This window comes from Bifidobacterium sp. VU/mBH4 (B4) (assembly GCF_058199535.1).
Window position 1 is genome coordinate 611730 of record NZ_JBVPQJ010000001.1, and the last position, 17996, is coordinate 629725.

General features: G+C 57.4%; 16 protein-coding genes and 1 riboswitch. Of the genes, 12 read left to right on the top strand and 4 right to left on the bottom strand.

The features are described from left to right. The first annotated feature begins 37 nt into the window (after nucleotides 1-37). The 3 genes from AC0AII_RS02650 to AC0AII_RS02660 all read left to right on the top strand — a co-directional run bounded on the left by AC0AII_RS02650 (nucleotide 38) and on the right by AC0AII_RS02660 (nucleotide 2969). Nucleotides 38-925 carry a sugar phosphate isomerase/epimerase family protein gene (locus AC0AII_RS02650; RefSeq protein WP_490445985.1) on the top strand — a complete coding sequence of 296 codons (888 nt, stop codon included), beginning with the start codon at nucleotides 38-40 and terminating at the stop codon, nucleotides 923-925. Nucleotides 926-988: 63 nt separating this feature from the next. Continuing rightward, complete coding sequence (iolE, locus tag AC0AII_RS02655; protein ID WP_490445986.1) at nucleotides 989-1855, top strand: myo-inosose-2 dehydratase; 867 nt, start codon at nucleotides 989-991, stop codon at nucleotides 1853-1855. Nucleotides 1856-1904: 49 nt separating this feature from the next. After that, nucleotides 1905-2969 carry a Gfo/Idh/MocA family oxidoreductase gene (locus AC0AII_RS02660; protein ID WP_490445987.1) on the top strand — a complete coding sequence of 355 codons (1065 nt, stop codon included), beginning with the start codon at nucleotides 1905-1907 and terminating at the stop codon, nucleotides 2967-2969. Between the two features lie 166 nt (nucleotides 2970-3135). Here the strand turns inward: AC0AII_RS02660 and AC0AII_RS02665 are convergent, their stop codons facing one another. Both AC0AII_RS02665 and AC0AII_RS02670 read right to left on the bottom strand, forming a co-directional pair. After that, nucleotides 3136-5568: an energy-coupling factor transporter ATPase gene (locus tag AC0AII_RS02665; RefSeq protein WP_490445988.1), complete on the bottom strand. Its 2433-nt coding sequence runs from the start codon at nucleotides 5566-5568 to the stop codon at nucleotides 3136-3138. A gap of 33 nt (nucleotides 5569-5601) precedes the next feature. After that, nucleotides 5602-6207, bottom strand: a complete 606-nt coding sequence (locus tag AC0AII_RS02670; RefSeq protein WP_490445989.1) for an ECF transporter S component — start codon at nucleotides 6205-6207, stop codon at nucleotides 5602-5604. 5 nt (nucleotides 6208-6212) lie between these two features. Continuing rightward, nucleotides 6213-6347: riboswitch (FMN riboswitch) on the bottom strand. 165 nt (nucleotides 6348-6512) lie between these two features. Here AC0AII_RS02670 and AC0AII_RS02675 point away from each other — a divergent pair. The 7 genes from AC0AII_RS02675 (at nucleotide 6513) to AC0AII_RS02705 (ending at nucleotide 14067) form a co-directional block, all read left to right on the top strand. Beyond that, complete coding sequence (locus tag AC0AII_RS02675) at nucleotides 6513-7163, top strand: RNA polymerase sigma factor (RefSeq protein ID WP_490445990.1); 651 nt, start codon at nucleotides 6513-6515, stop codon at nucleotides 7161-7163. Beyond that, nucleotides 7150-8013 (top strand): hypothetical protein, encoded by an 864-nt coding sequence (locus AC0AII_RS02680; protein WP_490445991.1) that lies wholly within the window; start codon nucleotides 7150-7152, stop codon nucleotides 8011-8013. The genes AC0AII_RS02675 and AC0AII_RS02680 overlap by 14 nt, the downstream gene beginning before the upstream one ends. A gap of 34 nt (nucleotides 8014-8047) precedes the next feature. Then, nucleotides 8048-8905: an ABC transporter ATP-binding protein gene (locus AC0AII_RS02685; RefSeq protein WP_490445992.1), complete on the top strand. Its 858-nt coding sequence runs from the start codon at nucleotides 8048-8050 to the stop codon at nucleotides 8903-8905. A 154-nt stretch (nucleotides 8906-9059) separates the two neighbouring features. Then, nucleotides 9060-10193 carry a hypothetical protein gene (locus AC0AII_RS02690; RefSeq protein WP_490445993.1) on the top strand — a complete coding sequence of 378 codons (1134 nt, stop codon included), beginning with the start codon at nucleotides 9060-9062 and terminating at the stop codon, nucleotides 10191-10193. Beyond that, a complete protein-coding gene (locus tag AC0AII_RS02695; RefSeq protein WP_198200110.1) occupies nucleotides 10186-10923 on the top strand; it encodes an ABC transporter ATP-binding protein in 738 nt (245 codons plus the stop codon). Before AC0AII_RS02690 ends, AC0AII_RS02695 begins: the two co-directional genes overlap by 8 nt. Before the next feature lie 140 nt (nucleotides 10924-11063). Further along, the gene (locus tag AC0AII_RS02700; RefSeq protein ID WP_490445994.1) at nucleotides 11064-12980 is read left to right on the top strand and encodes an FtsX-like permease family protein; all 1917 of its coding nucleotides are present in this window, start codon (nucleotides 11064-11066) and stop codon (nucleotides 12978-12980) included. A gap of 61 nt (nucleotides 12981-13041) precedes the next feature. Next, nucleotides 13042-14067 carry a glycosyltransferase gene (locus AC0AII_RS02705; RefSeq protein ID WP_490445995.1) on the top strand — a complete coding sequence of 342 codons (1026 nt, stop codon included), beginning with the start codon at nucleotides 13042-13044 and terminating at the stop codon, nucleotides 14065-14067. A gap of 12 nt (nucleotides 14068-14079) precedes the next feature. Here the strand turns inward: AC0AII_RS02705 and AC0AII_RS02710 are convergent, their stop codons facing one another. Beyond that, on the bottom strand, nucleotides 14080-14853 hold the full coding sequence (locus AC0AII_RS02710; protein ID WP_490445996.1) for a histidine phosphatase family protein: 774 nt from the start codon (nucleotides 14851-14853) through the stop codon (nucleotides 14080-14082). Between the two features lie 52 nt (nucleotides 14854-14905). Beyond that, nucleotides 14906-15685 carry a nitroreductase family protein gene (locus AC0AII_RS02715; RefSeq protein ID WP_490445997.1) on the bottom strand — a complete coding sequence of 260 codons (780 nt, stop codon included), beginning with the start codon at nucleotides 15683-15685 and terminating at the stop codon, nucleotides 14906-14908. A 168-nt stretch (nucleotides 15686-15853) separates the two neighbouring features. On the opposite strand from AC0AII_RS02715, the gene ppgK reads away from it, so the two are divergent. Next, nucleotides 15854-16624: a polyphosphate--glucose phosphotransferase gene (gene ppgK / locus AC0AII_RS02720; protein WP_101432572.1), complete on the top strand. Its 771-nt coding sequence runs from the start codon at nucleotides 15854-15856 to the stop codon at nucleotides 16622-16624. Between the two features lie 75 nt (nucleotides 16625-16699). Beyond that, entirely contained in the window at nucleotides 16700-17881 is a 1182-nt protein-coding gene (locus AC0AII_RS02725; protein WP_490445998.1) for a pyridoxal phosphate-dependent aminotransferase, read from the top strand. The last annotated feature ends 115 nt before the right edge of the window (nucleotides 17882-17996 follow it).

Below are 17996 nucleotides of genomic sequence, written 5' to 3' on the forward strand. Positions count from 1 at the left end.
AAACCTGCGCCGAGCCACCACAACAAAGGAGTCAATGATGGCACGATTATCAATGAACGTAACTACCACCTTCTACGGCAATGTCTATGACGACGTACGCTTTGCCAAGGAGGCCGGCTTCGACGGCATAGAGATGCAGAGCCCCAAGCTCTATCGTTTTCTCGATCAGGGCTATACAGCCCAGGATGCAGCTGAAATCCTGGATGGTTTTCCGGTCAGTGGGCTGGGGGCTATCCAGGCAATTACCAGGAGGACTGAAGAAGACCGGGCAGAGTACCTTAAAGAGGTTGAAAGGATGTGCCAGATAGCCCGGGTCATCGGTGCTCCAGCCGTCCAGATGTGCACGGATCCAGTGGATTGGAACGTGGTCATGGATTTCAATGCCGGCAAACTGGCTGCTGATGATCCGCGTTGGCGGGGCCCCCTAGGCTTAAGTGAGCAGGAAGCCATTGATGTAACAGCACATAATGTTCAGCTGGCCTGCGACATCGCCAAACAGTACGGGCTGGGTATCTACCTGGAGCCTCTCTGCTGGGCGCCGATCAGCCGGTGTTCCCAGTTGCTGCAGATTGTTGATAAGGTCAACCGGGATAACTTCGGCATCACCGTGGATACCTGGCACTTCTGGACTGCCGGTGACACCCTGGAGGACGTAGCCAAGATACCGCCGGAGATCATCACCGCTGTCCACGTCTCTGACGGGCTGGAAATCGACAGGGGTCGGGAGGTCCCCAACCAGGATGTGCACCGCAATGTGGTCAATGGTGGCGGGTGCATACCCCTGCAGGAGTGGATTGATGCGATTAAGGCCACAGGCTATGACGGCTGGTACTGCTCTGAGATGTTTTCCGACAGGGCCAACGAACACGAAATGGGCATGGTAGCCCAGACCATGAAAAACCTGCTGACCATTATGATCAAGTAGCCTCAGGCAGACAGAAAACCGGGTGACATGATGACAAATAAGAATGAAGCAATTCGCGTGGGCATGGCTCCGATCAGTTGGACCAATGACGACATGCCCGAGCTGGGTGGCGAAACCCCCTATCAGCAGATCTTGAGCGAAGTCGCTCTGGCCGGGTTTGAAGGCACTGAAATTGGCAACAAGTACCCCAAGGATCCCAAGGTTTTGAAGGAGCAGCTTCAGATGCGGGGGATCAGCATTGCCAGTGCCTGGTTCAGCGCCTATCTGACTACGCAAACCTGGGAGGAGAACGAGCGGAGTTTCATCGCCTTCCGCGACTATCTCCACGCCTTGGGTGCAAAGATGATCAATGTAGCTGAACAGGGCAATACCATTCAGGGCCAAATGCATACACCGATCTTCGAAGGCAAGCCTAAATATACCAGCCAGCAATGGGATCAACTGACCCGTGGCCTTGACCGATTCGGAGATCTGGCCCATGACGTCGGCATGGAGATTTCCTACCACCACCATATGGGCACGGGTGTGCAGACCACTAGTGAGATTGACCGCCTGATGGAAGGGACTGACCCTGACAAGGTGAAGCTTCTGGTCGACGTGGGCCATCTGCTCTTTTCGGGGGAGGATCCGGTTGACATCGTGAAGCGCTACGCTTCGAGGGTCGGGCACGTCCACCTGAAGGATATTCGGCCCGATGTCCTCCAGCGTGCCAAGGACGAGAAGCTGAGTTTCCTCCAGGCCATCTTGGAGGGTGTGTTCACCGTGCCAGGGGATGGGAATACCGACTTTAAGAAGGTTCTCCAGCCCCTGCTTGATGGGGGTTACCAGGGGTGGTTCATGGTAGAGGCCGAGCAGGACCCGGCCAAGGCTGACCCGCTGAAGAACGCCCTTACTGCACGTCGGTACTTAAGAGAGCATCTCGGTGTATAAGTCCCCTCTGCTGTCTGACAACCGTGGAAGGGTGCGGAAGGAATAAATCATGGTACAAGAGCAAAATCACAATCTCAAGATTGCCCTTATAGGCTTTGGCTTTGTGGGGCGGGTCTTTCACGCCAACATGATTGATCAGACCGAGGGGCTGGAACTGTCGGCAGTAGTAACACATAACGAGCGAGCTACAGCCCAGGTTCACCAGCTCTACCCGCGGGCTCGGGTCTATGACAGTAACGAGAATTTTTTCAAGGATATTGATCGTTACGATGCAGTCAGCATAGGCACCCCTGATGATACTCATCTGGAGTTTGCCACCCGGGTCATGCAGGCCGGCAAGCCTGTAGTCATTGACAAGCCAGTGGCCGGTTCCAGCCAGGAGGCGAACAAGATCCTTGAGGTGGCTCAGGTTACCGGTACACCTGCGGCGGCCTTTCAGAATCGACGCTATGATGCAGAAATTCTGACAGCCAGCAAGTACCTGAAAGAATTGGACCTGGGCCGTATCATACGTGTCGAATCCAGGTACGGATCTTTCCGCCCCAGTGTGGAAACGGGCTGGCGCGAGCAGAAGACGCGTGACCAGCCCAGGGGAGCGCTCTTTGACCTTGGCGCTCACATTCTGGATCAGGCCGTGCAGCTCTTTGGTCCGGTCACCTCGATTTATGGTGAAGTGTCCACCCAAAGAGAAAATGCAGTCGTGCCTGATGATTTCTTCATTGCTGCTACCCATCAGCAGGGCATTATCTCGCATATTGTCGGCGGTCTTGTACAATCCACACGGCAACCCCGACTGACTGTTCAGGGAACACTGGGGTCCTTGCAGATCAACGATCAGGACCCTGAGGAAGACCAGCTCAAGGCAGGCATGCGGATTGATGATCCGCACTTCGGTGTCATGTCTGACCCCACTGCCTGCTATATCGACAGGGAGGGTGAGGAGCATATACTCCCGGCCGTTCGGGGCTGGCAGCCGGCATTCCATGAGGGCTGGCGTGACTTCCTCCAGGGCAAGGCCGACAATCCGGTTCCCCTGGCTGACAGCGTCCATGTTCTGGAACTTTTGGACCAGGCCATGCTCTCCAGCCAGGAGAAGAGGATCATTCAGGAATGAGGTAGATGCACTCAATACTTGGTCTCTGGGCTTACTGATAACAGGTTGGGTCCCCGCTGATCAGCCATTTTGCGATCAGCGGGGACCCAACCTGTTCAAAGCAGGACTGCCTGGCGAGAAGAGCCAGGAACCATAGCATGTGCTTCTGCTCACGAGTCCAGACTGCTCAGAACAAAGGATGCAGCAGCAGGGCCAGCAGATAGAGAGCCATAAGAGCGATGAACAGGATGTCCATCCTGCCCAGTCGCAGCAGGCGGTAGTGGGTGCGCTCTTGACGGCTGCCCTCATAGCACCGGGCATCCAAGGCCCGGCTCAGGTTGTCAGCGTGGCGCAGGGCTCCGGCGAAGACGGGAACCGTGATAGCCATGGCCGCATGCAGGCGTTGCGAGAGCGAGCCGGACTCGATGGATCCGCCACGGGCTGCCTGGGCTTCCACGATGGCCTGAACCTCACGTCCTAGGGTAGGGATGAAGCGCAGAGCCAGTGAAAGGACCAGGGCGATTTCATTGGTGTGGATGCCCAGCCTGGACAGTGGGCTCAGCAGGGATTCACAAGCATCGGTCATCTGTGTCGGGGTGGTGGTCTCCACCAGGAGCGCCCCCAGAAAGATGATCAGCATGAAGCGGCAGGCATAGAGTACAGCCACCCAAATGCCGCCGGTGGTCAGCACGAATGGACCCCAGGCAGCCAGTCTGCGGCCGGTCTGAGTGACCAAGAGATTGAACAGGGCCAGCAGAAGCATGAGGGCCAGAAAGCCCTTGACTGATTTCATAATGGAATGCAGTGGTGCCCGGGCGGCGGCAAAGAGGCCTACAGTGACCACCAGCGCCAGAACAAGCTGCGCAGGCGTGGAAATGGCGAAAGCGGTGAACATGGCTAGGAGGAAGGTCACCAGCTTGGCTCGCGGGTCCAGCCTCGCCAGCAAGGATAAGGGTTTCTGCTCGGCTTGGGTGCGATCCGCTTTCCTGCCTGAAGTTTCTTTGCCAGCAGCCTTCTTCTCCGCTGCATCTGTGGCGAGCAGCTGATGGTAGCGCTCCACGACTTCGGCAGTAGGCCCATAGGCTAGCGTTTCTCCATGCTCCAGGAGCAGGGTCTGGTCGGCCAGATCCAGGGCCTCGCGATCGGCGTGGGTGCTCATGACGATGGTGACGCCGCGCTGATGGAGGACTCGAAGCAATGCCATAATTCGTGCGCAGGCCTGGGGGTCGAGACTGGCGGTGACCTCGTCCAAAACCAGCAGTTGCGGGCTGCAGGCTACGACGCCGGCGATGGCCACCAGGCGCCGCTGACCCCCCGAGAGGTCGAAGGGGGAGCGGTCGGCCAGATCACCGATGCCCAGAAGCTTCATGGCATCATCCACCCGCTGCTGCACCTGTTCGGGCCCATAGCCCAGGTTGTGTGGACCATAGGCGATGTCCTGACTAACAGTATCTGCAAAAAGCTGATGTTCGGGGTATTGCATGACATAGCCGACCCTTTGGCGCAGAAGCTTCAGATTCTGGCGTCGCAGATGCTTGGCCTTGGGCCGGTCGGGTCCGGCCAGGGGCAGGCCGGCCACCTGGATGGATCCGCTGTCGGGATCTGCCAGTGCACAGATGAGCCTGGCCAGAGTTGACTTGCCGGATCCGTTGCGCCCGATAATGGCTAGGGTCTGTCCTCCAGCGAGCTCCAGATTCACCTGGCTGAGGGCTTTGCTGCCTGCGTCAGGAAAGCTGTAAGAGACATCCGAGAACTTGACCATGGGGATAGCGTGGTCATCGACTGCGGTCTTTGCGCCCGTATCCGATGCCCTGCTTTGGGTCAGCGAATTCTGGTCAGCTTCGCCAACAAGGGCAGGCAGATCCTGCCTGGTCAGAATCTGATCAGGTCTTCCGGAGGCCACGATGCGCCCATGGTCAAGTACCAGGACCCGATCAGCCTGTCTGGCTTGCGCGAGCAGGTGGGTGATGTGGACGACAGCTGTGCCCTGGGCTGTCAGCCGGCAGAGGATTGATTGAATCTCCTGTCGGCCGGCCGCATCGAGCATGGCACCTGGCTCGTCCAGCACCATCATGCCTGGATTCATGGCCAGGCTGCCGGCCAGGGCCAGTCGTTGCTGCTGTCCGCCCGACATGCGGGTGGGATCATCATTCATCCGCGTCTGCAAGTCGACCTGTTCCAGGGCCGCTGGCACGCAGGAGAGCATCTTCTGGCGGGGCAGGCCCAGATTCTCGGGTCCGAAAGCCACGTCGTCCTGGACGACGGTGGTCACGATCTGGTCCTCAGGGTTCTGAAAGACCATGCCGATGCTCCGCCGTGCCTGCCGGTAAGCCTCAGCGTCGATCTGGCGGCCCTGATCCGGGTTATCAAAGCAGACTGTACGGCCCATAAGCTCAACTTGGCCATGGTCAGGTGCTGTCGCACCCGAAAGTATGTTTCCCAGCGTGGATTTGCCGGAACCATTTGCCCCCAGGATGCATAGATGCTCGCCTGCATGCACCTCCATGGACAGATGGTCCAAGGCCCAGGTCTGCTCTCCGTCATAGGAGAAGGCGACCTGGTCCAGGCGGGCGACCGCTGCCTTCGAATCCGCTGAATCCGAGACTGCGGATTGGGTCATGGGTGCTGCCATGACGTGCCGAACCGCCGAGGCCTACTTGTTGATCAGTGTGGAGATGGGCTTGTAGATCAGGAAGGTGACCACGCCGTGGATGGCGAACTTCATCAGGTTGAAGGGCAGGAGGATGGGCACGATCATGGCGACCACCTTGGCCATGGACATGTGCGCGTAGAAGGGGGTGATCACCACGTTGCACAGGATGGCTGCGATCACGCCCAGAATGGCGCCGGAGACGATTCCGATGACCGCTCCCTTACGGCTGTGCATCCTGCGGTAGACAATGGCTGCCGGCACGCTCAGGGCCAGAGCCACGATCATCGAGATCAGAGCGCCGAAGGGGTTGGTGAACAGGTGCGGGACGAATCCCAGAATGGAGATGATTGCTGCAGCAGCAGGGCCGAAGGCGAAGCCGCATACCAGGACAACGATGCCAGAGGGGTCGTATTTGAGCCAGGGAGCGGCAGGAAAGATCGGGAATGAGAAGAAGCTCAGAACCATGGCCAAGGCTACGAAGAGTGCGTAGACCGCAATCCGTTTGGTCGACCAGCGTCCTGAACCGCCTGCACCTGTGGAGTGGACATCGTTGAAGCGCGTGTCCTTGTTTGCAGTGGTGTGTGAATGAGAATTGGGCATGCTCATAGAGGGCCTCGTTTCTTCCATCCGGACTGTAACCGTTGGCTTCGGACTTGAACCGATATCCACCGCTTGCGCGGGTCGCGGGCTCCCGGCATTCAGCCGGATACCGCCAGTAAGGACTTTCACCTTCCCTGAAACTGACGATTTCAATATAGCTGCGGTCCTTGGAATGGTCAATTCTTTCTCACTGATAGTGCATTTCTAGACACGCCAGGAAGGAAATAAAACCGCCTTCCATGCAACTATTGCAGCCTGCACAACGAATATGAGGTTGTCGAAAGTTCACAATGCTGCAAGGAGGCTGGAGCATGGCGAGGATGGGTGACCATCTGCTGCCTGCGGATGAAGCTATACATCCGGCCTTGGTCAGACAAACCAGTGACGGAGACGCTGATGGTAGCCAATCCCAGGCAGAGGACCTGGAATGGATCAGAAACATACTGTCAACTAGATCCTTTCGCGCAGCCGATGACCTAGTTCGCAAGTACTACGACGACATCCTGGCCTACATCCGAGCTCAAGTAGGCGATAAGGAGGAGTCGCTGAACCTTGCCCAGGATGCCTTTGTTGCCATTCTGCGGTCTTTGGGCAGCTACGATTCGCACAAGTCCAGCTTCCGTACCTGGATCCACCGCATTGCAACCTACAAGGTTATTGACTACTGGCGGATCCGTCGCAGGCGGCAGCGGCAGGAAGCACAAGTATTTGTGGCATCCGGCCACGATCAACATGACGACCCCGCCGACCAGACCTTCAAGGACGACCTAGTTGGTCGGATTGAAGACAAGATCTCACAAGCCCCGGTCCCGGCGCAGGAAGTTTTGCGTCTCCATCTGTATGCCGGCTATGGGTTCGCGCAGATTGCCGAGGCCTGCGGAGAGCCTGAAAACACGGTCAAGGCTCGGTATTACCGACTTTTGGACAATTTGAGGAAGGAGTTTGATCATGAATCGGTCTGAACCTGATATCCGTCCCGTTCTGGCGGCTCTTCAGGGTAGTGACCTTGAGCGCGATGATTTTGCTGAATCACCGATCGGCAGTTCCCGGATGCGCGAGCGAACCATAAAAACGATTGTCCGCAAAGGGATGGGAAGACGTCCTGGGCTGATCTGGACCCTTGTAGCCATGGTTCGTTCCCTAGGCCTGAGAAATCTGCTCTTTGGCCTCTGGGACTGCGTCTTTATCGGCTTGATTCTGACGGTGGCAGTTTGGGCGACCGTCTTTGGCTCCTTCGTGAAGACTGCTTGGCCCAGCAGAGTCGATAGAATCTTCGGTCTGGTTGTCCCCATATTCGTCTGCTCGCCTGCTCTTTTCCTGGTGGTGCACCTTTTGGTAGTGCTCAAGGAACGGAATCTGAATACCCTGAATCTGATCAGAACCTGCAGGTGGTCATTCCGTCAGATAGCCGCAGTCAGGATGCTTCTGTTCGGCATGGTCAGCATGATGATTTCATCCTTGGCTACGGTCTTGCTGGCGCAGACGACCAATCCGGGGCTGTCCACCATGACCCTTCTGGGGATCAGCTTCTCCTCCCTCTTTCTCTTTTCCCTGGCACAGATCTGGGTGGAGGAGCATATGCATGGAGAACTGTCCATCTATCTGGTTCTCGGACTCTGGATTGTGCTCGGCATGATGCTTTATCTTACTCGATTCGCCACCGCCCCCATCCTTGTCTCCATTCCGCCGGCCTTGAGCCTGGCGACGGGCCTTGTTCTTCTGGCGATCTTCCTGCTTGTTCTGCATGGACGCTGCGTAGGGTCACCTCTGCCAAGGTGGGTATGGCATATGAAAAGACTGGCGACGGCATGAGGGCGGAATCCTGCATGTTTAGCGTGAAAGGACGGTGAGTTTCGTGCTGCACTTGGACCATGTGTCAAAGAGCTTCAGGAACAAGCGGGTTATCAACGATCTGAGCCTTTCTATTGGAACCGGTGTCCATGGGCTCCTGGCACCCAACGGAGCAGGCAAGACCACGCTGATCCAAATGATCGCCACCCTGATCCGCCTGGATTCGGGAAACATCACTTGGAACGGGCAGGACATCATGGTTATGGACGAGGACTATCGCGGCCTCTTGGGGTATCTGCCCCAAAAATTCGGCTATTACCCAGACTACAGCGCTGAAGATTTTTTGATGTACATAGCAGCCCTTCAGGGAATCGGCCGGAAACGGGCCAAGCCCCTGGCGAAAGATCTCCTGAAGACCGTGGGGCTTAAAGACCAGGGTAAGCAGAAGATGAAGACGCTCTCTGGGGGCATGATTCAGCGCGTGGGGCTGGCACAGGCCATGATCAACGACCCGGAACTGATGATTTTGGACGAGCCGACCGCTGGTTTGGATCCACGGGAACGTGTCCGCTTCCGCAACCTGGTCCATGCTCTTTCGCGCGACCGGATCGTTATCCTGTCCACTCATATCGTCTCTGACCTGGAGACCATCGCCGACCGGGTCATCATGCTCAAGGATGGGCAGATCTGCTGCAACCAGTCCCCAAGGCAGATAAGCCGCTGGCTGGAAGGCAAAATATTCCTGGTTCCTGCGAATTATCGCTTAGGGCAGGGGCAGCTGCTCCTTGAGGACGAGCTGGATGGGGATGCGACCCGGCTCAGAATTTACTCACCTGAGCCGCCGTCCCAGGGCCAGGCTGTTCCTGCCAACTTGGAGGATGCCTTCCTGGTGATCTACGGGGACGAGGAGTAGCGATGCAGCATACCCCGCCGAATCGGGCTCGCAATCTTATTTCTTGCTACGGATGTCTTCAATGAGATGGACGGTGGTAAGGAACGAAATGCGGCACCTTCTGGGTACCTCTTTTTGGGTGGTGCTCAGTCTGTCTCTTGGATTCGTTTTCTGTATGAATCTAGCTATGTATGACCAAATTCCCACTGACGAAGCCCATCATGACCTAGCTAGCTACGGACCGTATGTCAGTCAGTCCACCATTGCTGGATTCAAGCGTGGGGCTGACAGACTTGAACCGGTGGTATCCAAAGATCTGATGGCACTTGGTCCTCAGGCTGTTCAACTGGGCGTCAAGAATTATCAGTCGGCCAGGGACCTGGTCGATTCGGTCGAGAGCTCGCGCTGGACAAATCCTTCAGTATTGAATACAGACCGGGGCAAACTGACCGGCCGCATCAATGCCTTGCCTAGCTATCGTCGGCTTGCTCATTGCCATGATGTCATGGATGCCTATCGTGGATGCAACCGGGAAGCCCTGACCGCAAGAGCCGAGAAACAGTTGCGTAAGGGCGGTAGTAATGGCATCGAACTGCCTGAATCGGTGACGAAGCGGCTTGACATCTTAAGTGGACAGTGCAGGGCGGGTATGGGCCTGGCCGCTCCTGAATTGCTGGACTACACTCAGAGCAACTTCAGACTTTCAGTCTATCTGGTCCCGCTTCTGGCAGCCTTGGTTGTCGTGGCCCCACGCCTTGTTAAAGACCAGGTCCATGGGGTCCGGCAGACGCAGTTGACGACAAGGACCGGACGCTTCTTGCCTGGGCTGCAGGTGTTCGCCATGGTCTGTGCGGGCCTGCTGATGATGCTCATGGTGGCAGCGGGATCATTCCTGATGTGGGTGCCCAAGATCGCGGGTTTGCAGGATCTTCCGGTTTTTGATGGACATGCATTGCCTTGGTTCACCTGGTCCTTGGGGGAGTATCTGGCTGTGTTCGTATTGCTCTGCCTGGGGTCCGCCTTTCTTGTTTTTCTCTTGGTTCTCTGGATTTCCATGCACTGCAGGACCTACACGCGCTTGGTCTTGCTTGCAGTTCCGGTGGTATTGCTGGCCGTTCATGTCTTTGTCGTCTGGCTTCTCGTGGATCCATGCTGTATTGGCAGTGTGGTGACTCGGATTGTGCCATTGCCCGGCATTGAGCTCTACCTAATCCTGGGACTGCTGGTTTTGACCCTTTGTCTTTGCTGGTGGTCGGCCAGAAAGCTTTGTTGCCTAGGCGATCTGAATGAAAGGAAGATCAATGAATGAACTGCCACTGAAAATGGAGGGGGTGTCCTTCCATTACAAGGCTGGTGAAGCTGGAATAGACCAAGTCGGCCTGGAATGCTCGACAGGATCTTGGACCGCAGTTATGGGTCCTTCCGGAGCGGGGAAAACCACCTTGCTTTATTGCGCCTCAGGGCTCTTGCCAGTACAGCAGGGATCGGTCGAGATAGCCGGCCAGAACATAGCCAGGATGAAGGAGTCCGCCCTAACCAGGATGCGCCGCGACCATATCGGTTTCGTTTTTCAGGATTACAACCTGGTCGAGGCCTTCACCTGCTTGCAGAACGTCATGCTGCCCCAGCTCTTCGGCGGTCCCAAAGTTGGTGTCGTCCAATCGCTGCAGGCCTTGAAGATTTTGGGTCTAGATGGGTATGCGCAGCAATATCCGTCTGACATATCTGGCGGTCAAAGGCAACGCGTGGCCATTGCCAGAGCGCTGGTCGCCCAGCCAGATATGATTTTCGCGGACGAGCCCACCGGGGCACTGGATACGCGCAGCTCGGAAATGGTTCTGGATGCCCTTTCGACCTTGGTGGAGAGCGGACGGACCGTGCTCATGGTGACCCATGACCCCAATGTGGCGGCCTGGGCGCAGCGCACGGTCTTCTTGGTGGACGGCACAGTGCATTCGATATGCCAAGGATATACGGCCGAGCAGCTGTCCACTCACCTGACCAGCATGACTCAGGTCGGCCAGGGGGTAGGACGATGATGCATGCGGGTAAAGGCCAAGCAGGAAGAGGAGAAGTTCCCGGACGGGATTCCCTGCATGTATTCTCCTCGATCAGCCGACCGACCCTGTTCTCCTTGGTCTTGTCCCTGATCAGGAAGCATCGAGCATCGTACGCGGTCATGGGTCTATCCACCTTCCTGGCATCCCTGCTGACCTCTTCGACCATGCAGGTCTACCAAGCGGGAAAGTCCTTTGACAATATCGGCGATCTGAATAGGTTGAACACCTACCAGCGTCTCCAAGCCAAGGTACCTTATTCAAATCTCTCCATGGTCACTATTCCGGCGCTGGCTTGCTGCCTGCTGGTGTCGGTCTTTTTGGTCCTCTCGTCGGTCACTTTTCTGATTCATGAACGCCGACGCGAGTATGCAATGATGCGGTTGAACGGAGCCTCACGCAGGAGGATCCTGATCATAGGTATCTTGGAATTCTCGATCCCCCTGGCCCTCTCGAATCTCATTGGCTGCCTGGTCGGATCTCTCCTGACCATACCAGTTGGACGGTTTTACGCGCGCTCTGCCGAGTTCAGCGACAGTGGCATGGTTTTCACACCGCGGATTCGACCTTCCATTGCAGTTGTCACCTTCATCATGATGATGGTCACCTGCCTGTTGGGAGTATGGATGGCTATGCGCAAGGTGGGCTGGGCAGCTCCGCTCCAGCTCATGACGGAGACCAGTGACAAAACCAAGCGGATCGGATGGATTCGTTCTTCGGCAGCCCTGGTCTTCCTGATCCTGACCTTGGTGGTCGGGTTCGCCCCACTGCCTTCTATGACCCTGGACCTGCGTATTATGCTCGAGGTCATCCTTGTCATCACTACGGTCTATTTGGCGGCTCCGATCCTGGTTGTCCTGACTGTGTCAGTCATTGGTCTGATCCCGGCGAAGGTGGCCGGGGGGCCAGGTCTTCTGGCCCTGCAGCGTGCTCGAAAGGAGAGCGCAGGCTCAACCGCTATAGCCCTCCCCGCCATGATGATCCTGACCATCGTCATTTCCCTTGTGGCAGCCATGCAGGCTGGCTCCATCGGAGGGGCGGTTCTGAGCCTATATCCGCTGAAGGCCGATGTTATGGCTACTTCCCTTGATTCGGATGCCCAAAACCGCAACCCATCCGATCTGATCGGTGGGATGCCTGAGGTTCGAGACTTTGTTACCTACCAGACTCAGCAATGGGCTATGGAAGGATCACCGGGCCAGACGGCAACGGTGGTATGGGAACCTGCCGAGCAATTGCAGGGTCAGAAAGTTCAGAGTTCGCCGAGCATTCATTTCTCCTTTGTCCAAGGGAATTCGTCTGATCTCGGTTCAGACCGCGTCGCTGTGAATCAGGATTCCTCCTATTCCATAGGCGACACCGTTCGTCTTCTTGATCGCCATGATCAACCGCATGAGGTGCGGGTCGTTGCCCTTGTTCAGTCGCCTGAGGGCATTCCAGAACTATCTGCAGGCAATAACTATCCTCTGTTTCTGACGGCGGAGGATGACCTGCCTCAATTGGGTGAAGACGCACATACGATCATTCCCATATCGGCTGTCAATCCAACAGATGCGCACGGGATTACCTCCCGTCTGAAGAGTGGCCTTCAGGGCGATTTCGCGGTGCAGACCAGGCAGGAGTATATAGATGACTTCATTCAACGAGGCCTGTCCGGGCAGACGGCCATGACGGTCATGATCGTCGGCGGGACCGTTCTTGCCCTAATTTTCATGATGCAGTCCATCGCCATTTCGGCTTGGGAGCGCAAGCGGCAGAACCAGCGGCTCAATCAGATCGGGGTGGCCTGGAGGTCAATAGCCTGGTCGGGAGTGATGGAGACACTGACCGATGTGGCCGGCGGTGCAGTGATGGCGCTGCTGGGGATCGCCATTGTCGAGGGCTGTATTGCCTTGAGTTTTGTCCAGGCTGGCATGTCTATGGCTCTGACCCCTGTGCCCGTCGGCCGGTTCCTTCTGGTGACTGTGGTTCTGCTGCTGGTGGCGGTGTTCACAACCAGGGTGTGCAGCCTGCGATCCAGGAAGGCGGAAGAAGGCTGAACCTACTAGGAGGATTTTGCTTCAGTAAGCAAAGTTGCGGGGCGGTGTCACAATGGAGAGCATGGGAAAGACCTTGAATAAGGCGGCTATGGTCGTCGTAACCTATAAGCGTCAGGAATTGCTGACAGGCCTGTTCGACTCCATCCTCCAGCTCACCCAGGCCCCCTGGCGGATCGTGGTGGTGGATAACGAGAATTCGGCAGACACGCGAACCATGGTCGAGCAGTTCTCAGAACGTGTGACAGGACGTTGGGGCAGGACCATCATCGACGGCTCCGGCAATCAGGATCGTGTCGTGTATCTGCCACAGGATCACAATGGCGGTGGCGCGGGAGGCTTCTCCGCTGGCGTGCGCAAGGCATACGAGCTGGGGGCCAAGTGGTTCTGGGTCATGGATGATGACGTTGCAGTAGAGCCCGAAGGACTTGACCTGCTGGCTAAGTGGAGTGAACGCTATCAGGTGGTGCAGGGTTCCCGGCTGGATTATGATGGCGGCCCCTTCTATTGGCAGTATCATTTTCTGACCGCCTTGGGCATTCCAGACCCGATTGCACCGGGGGAGTTCGGCCCATCGGGCTGCCGGCCTATGAACACCATGTGCTTTGAAGGAGGCTTCTTCTCGCGGCAGATTGTGGATCAAATCGGTCTGCCTGACCCGCGCTTCTTCATCTATTGGGATGACACCATCTATGGGTATTTGGCATCCAAGGTTACACAGCCTGTGGTTGTATCCGATGTAGTCATGCGTCGGACTCGTAACATCGCCAATTGGAACATCGCCGGGGTGCGCCAGCTCAATTCCACCTCGGATATGAATCGTTACCACATCATGCGCAACAGGGGCTTCATGGCCAGGTATTTCATGGTCCATGGGGACTATCGGCCTCTGGCTTTCGCGCTGGGGACCCTGGCTACGGCTCTCAAGGAAATCATCCGTCTTCTGGCTGTTGATCGCAGTCACATCATGACTGGTATCCCTGCCATCCTGAAGGGATGGGTGGATTCGCGCCAGATATTGCATGATCCCGACTGGAGGCCCATGGAGCCCCTCAAGGGCCAACCAGCCGGGGAAATACAGGACGCCTGAAAGTTTTGCCTGCTACTTTTCCTGACTGCCTGCCTGGAAGTACTCCATGGAACCGATAGGCCCTGCCAGATGGAAACCGTCATCCTGGTAGACGACCTTGGTGACAGCGGTGTTGTCCATATCAGGGATGGGGCAGTGGTCATCGATGGCCACCAGGAACTGTTGCAGGCACATGCCCGAGGAAACAACCAGGACAGGCCCGCCACCTTCTTCGATGGCAGACTGGGCGATGCGCGTCAGCACCGCGATCATTCTGTTGCGGACCTGGGCGGTGGTCTCAGCCCGATCCTGTTCCTCAAGTCCGGCGGAAAGGACGTCCTCAGCATCCAGCCGGTGGAAGGTGTCCTGCATATGGACGGAGATGCTCCTGCCGTAGGTTGCCTTGGCCGTAACGAAGTCCTTAAAACCCATGGCGGCGCAGACCTGGTCCAGGGTGGTGCGCTCGTCCCGGCCCTCGAAACTGCCGAAATTATCCTCACGCAGGTCGGGGTCCACACCCACGGGCAGGTCCCCGTTGCCTGACATGTCAAGGGCCAGGCGGGCCGTTTCATACTGACGACTCAGATTGCCGCTCCAGGCCGCCCGGAAACGAATGGGCCGCAGGCCTCGGCCGAACTGGCGCACGTCCTCGCGGCCTTGACGGGTGAGTGGGAAATCTGACCAGCCCTGCATCAGATGCATGACATTGGCCGTGGTTCTGCCGTGCCGGGTCAGGTACAGGGTTGTCGAACCTGCTTCAGTGCTCGGTTCGGCGGTGGACTGAGATGATGATGCTCCATTGTTCATAGTTCATCACCCTACACGGCCCCCTTGCCGGAGCACTATGGCACATCCATGGTCAGGACCTGATGAAACGGCCTCCGTTGCCCCAAGTCCATGTGCCGCCGCTGGCGCCAATCTGGAAGTTCATTTTGGCTATGCCCAGATCGACTGCGGATCCGTAGGCGACCGAGGGATCCAGGGTGGCGATCGCATCGCCCGAGTCCTTGTCCCAGGCGAAAACCACTGGCTGTCCGTTCATGGCCGAAGGTGCCTTGGCGGCGGCTGCAACGCCGGCCTTGAACCATTCCGGCGCATCCTGGCGGTCCTGCGTGCTCATGGCTGAAGTCAGTTCCTCATAGCTCTTGGATGTTCGATGTTCGGCTTGACGTTGGCAAAGCATGGCGAAGTCCTGGTTGCCGTAGCCGATCTGGTCGGCCGGATAGCCGATGGTGACCACCAGGTAGAGCGACTGACTAGGGGTGATCCGGCAGTGACGCTCGGCCGCCTGACGGTCCCAGCTGCCCGACACCCATCCTGTCCCCAGTCCGTACAGGGTGGCGGCAAGGACCATGCGCTCGCCGTAAAAGCCGGCTTTCTCCAGGCTCTCCTGATCATCCTTGGGTCCGACCAGGGCCAGGTAGTTGGCCGCATTGGTCAGGTGGCCGGAAGCGTTGTCGGCCGCAAAGGCGTCAGGTTTGCCCAGGACCAGCTGCATGTCCAGACCGCTCAACGTGTTCAGAGCGTTCAGGGTGCTGCCCAGCTGCCTGGCCAGGTCGGGATCGATGGGCTTGGGGTCGTATTCTCTGGTGGTGATGCGCACGTTGACTGCGTCAATAAGCTGTGTATGTTCGGTCATAACTTCAATTATCCCACCCAATCCTTCTTCCTGCAGTCTGCAGCACACGGCCAGCGAGACTGCCCTGGGTTGGCTTATGCCGCTCCCCGGGCTGCAGAGGCATGCCTTGGGGTACAATCGCTACCGTGCCGGTTCGGACCCTCATCTTTGATCAGCTAAGGAGCAGCAATGATTGAAACAGCGCAGGCTTTCGGAGTGGATATTGGTGGATCCGGCATCAAGGCTGCCCCTGTCGACCTGACGATCGGGGATTTTGCCGAGCCTCGCAAGAAGATTCTCACTCCCGAGCACTCCACGCCGGAGGCTGTGGGTGCTGTCGTCAAGGAGCTTTTGGACCGCTTCGAAGTTTCCTCGGACGTGCCTGTGGGCATCGCCTTCCCGGCCCCTGTCAAGCCTGACAAGCCGCTGGATTTCATGGCCAACTTGGACCAGGCCTGGGTGGGTACCAATGTCCAAGAGGTTCTTTCCAAGGCCTGCGGCAGGCCCGTCAGCGTTGTCAACGACGCGGATGCGGCTGGCCTTGCCGAGGTGCAGTACGGGGCTGCCAAGGGTCAGAAGGGTCTGGTCATCGCCACCACATTGGGCACCGGCATCGGCACGGCGCTGATTTATAACGGCGTGCTGATTCCCAACAGCGAGCTGGGCCACCTGACGCTGGACGGCAAGGACGCAGAGAAGTACGCAGCCTCATCGGTGCGTGACCGCAAGAAGCTGAGCTACAAGAAGTGGGCCAATCGTCTGACCAAGTACTACCGCCTGCTTGAGCACTACTTCAACCCTGACTTCTTCGTCGTCGGCGGCGGTGTCAGCCGGATGAGCGAGAAGTTCCTGCCCCACATCGACATCAAGACCCCCATCGTAGCTGCCAAGCTGCGCAACCAGGCTGGCATCGTAGGCGCCGCCTATCTGGCTGATCTTCGGCAAAAGCACCTGGGGTGAAGCGGGGCTTTTCCTGCGACCAACCTGTTTGGGGCGTTCTGGCCATCGCTGGATCGGATGAGGAGCTGAGAAATCGTGCATTTTTCTCACCGTACAGGGTCTGACCGCCCCAATCGCATTGCTCTGGCCGAGTCGGAAGCCCGAGCTCATGGCCTCAAGCTGGGCAGGCTGAACGACTCGAATCCCACCCGCTTCGGGCTGGCCCCGGCATTCCTGCCACAAATCTATGAGGCGGAACCCAGGGGGCCTCGTAAGGCCCGTCAGGCCCTGGCTGAGTTTCTGACCAGACGCCAGGGATTGAGCCAGAACGAGGACGGTGCAGCAGTCAATCCTGACGACCTCTACCTGCTCTCCTCCACATCCCAGGCTTATTCCTGGCTGATGAAGCTCCTTTGCGACCCGGGTGACGCCATTCTGGAGCCCAGACCCGGATATCCCCTGATTGAATCCATCGCCGGTCTGGAATGCGTCCGAACTATCCCCTACCGTCTGTCCTACGACGGATCCTGGGTTCTTGACTTGGCCACAGTCAGGCAGGCCTTGGAAGGACCTGAGGGCGACCGTATCCGTGCCTTGGTCCTTATCAACCCCAACAACCCCACCGGTTCCTACATTCATTTGGAAGAACGCCAGTCACTGCTGGAACTCTGTCAGCGGCATGGGGTGGCCATCATAGCGGACGAGGTCTTCTTCGACTACCCTCTGGACCCTCTGCCGGGTCGTGCCCGGCTGGCTGGTGAGGAGCAGGTGCTGACCTTTGCCCTGGACGGGTTTTCGAAGAGCCTGGCAGCTCCCCACGCCAAGGTGGGCTGGATCCAGGTTTCCGGGCCAGCCGATCAGGTTGCCCAGGCCAAGCGCCATCTTGACCTGATAGCCGACGATTACCTGCCCATGAGTCTGCTGATCACCAGGGACATGGAATCCATGCTGGCAAGTATTCCCAGTCAAACCAGCCGAGTGGGGGAGCGTGTCAGGGGCAATCTTGAAACCCTCAGACAGCTATTGGTCCAAAAGGAGTCCTGTGTCTCCCTGCTCAGGCCCGAGGGAGGCTGGAACGTTCTGTTGCGCTTCCCCGAGGTCATTGACGAGGAGGAACTGATTCTTCGTCTGATCGGATCCTACAGGTTGACTGGCCAGCCCGGATACTTTTTCGACATGCCAGGCAACGGATACCTGGCCCTGTCACTCCTACCGGAAACCTTGGAATTCCGCCGAAATGTTGACTCAGTCGTCTCAGCTATCGAAAAAATGCTGTGATGAAAACCCTCCTCTTGCCTAGTTTGCTCCGATAATAAGTGCGGAATGATCACCCGTCATGGAAGGGGGAGATTGGTGGGGCTCAATGATGAGCCACTGATTGCAAGGTTGCACA

Bases quoted from the DNA above. Each gene is read 5' to 3' on its own strand.
- AC0AII_RS02650 (WP_490445985.1), top strand. From the start codon at position 38: ATGGCACGATTATCAATGAACGTAACTACCACCTTCTACGGCAATGTC.
- iolE (WP_490445986.1), top strand. From the start codon at position 989: ATGGCTCCGATCAGTTGGACCAATGACGACATGCCCGAGCTGGGTGGC.
- AC0AII_RS02660 (WP_490445987.1), top strand. From the start codon at position 1,905: ATGGTACAAGAGCAAAATCACAATCTCAAGATTGCCCTTATAGGCTTT.
- AC0AII_RS02665 (WP_490445988.1), bottom strand. From the start codon at position 5,568: ATGACCCAATCCGCAGTCTCGGATTCAGCGGATTCGAAGGCAGCGGTC.
- AC0AII_RS02670 (WP_490445989.1), bottom strand. From the start codon at position 6,207: ATGAGCATGCCCAATTCTCATTCACACACCACTGCAAACAAGGACACG.
- AC0AII_RS02675 (WP_490445990.1), top strand. From the start codon at position 6,513: ATGGCGAGGATGGGTGACCATCTGCTGCCTGCGGATGAAGCTATACAT.
- AC0AII_RS02680 (WP_490445991.1), top strand. From the start codon at position 7,150: ATGAATCGGTCTGAACCTGATATCCGTCCCGTTCTGGCGGCTCTTCAG.
- AC0AII_RS02690 (WP_490445993.1), top strand. From the start codon at position 9,060: ATGAATCTAGCTATGTATGACCAAATTCCCACTGACGAAGCCCATCAT.
- AC0AII_RS02695 (WP_198200110.1), top strand. From the start codon at position 10,186: ATGAATGAACTGCCACTGAAAATGGAGGGGGTGTCCTTCCATTACAAG.
- AC0AII_RS02700 (WP_490445994.1), top strand. From the start codon at position 11,064: ATGGGTCTATCCACCTTCCTGGCATCCCTGCTGACCTCTTCGACCATG.
- AC0AII_RS02705 (WP_490445995.1), top strand. From the start codon at position 13,042: ATGGGAAAGACCTTGAATAAGGCGGCTATGGTCGTCGTAACCTATAAG.
- AC0AII_RS02710 (WP_490445996.1), bottom strand. From the start codon at position 14,853: ATGAACAATGGAGCATCATCATCTCAGTCCACCGCCGAACCGAGCACT.
- AC0AII_RS02715 (WP_490445997.1), bottom strand. From the start codon at position 15,685: ATGACCGAACATACACAGCTTATTGACGCAGTCAACGTGCGCATCACC.
- ppgK (WP_101432572.1), top strand. From the start codon at position 15,854: ATGATTGAAACAGCGCAGGCTTTCGGAGTGGATATTGGTGGATCCGGC.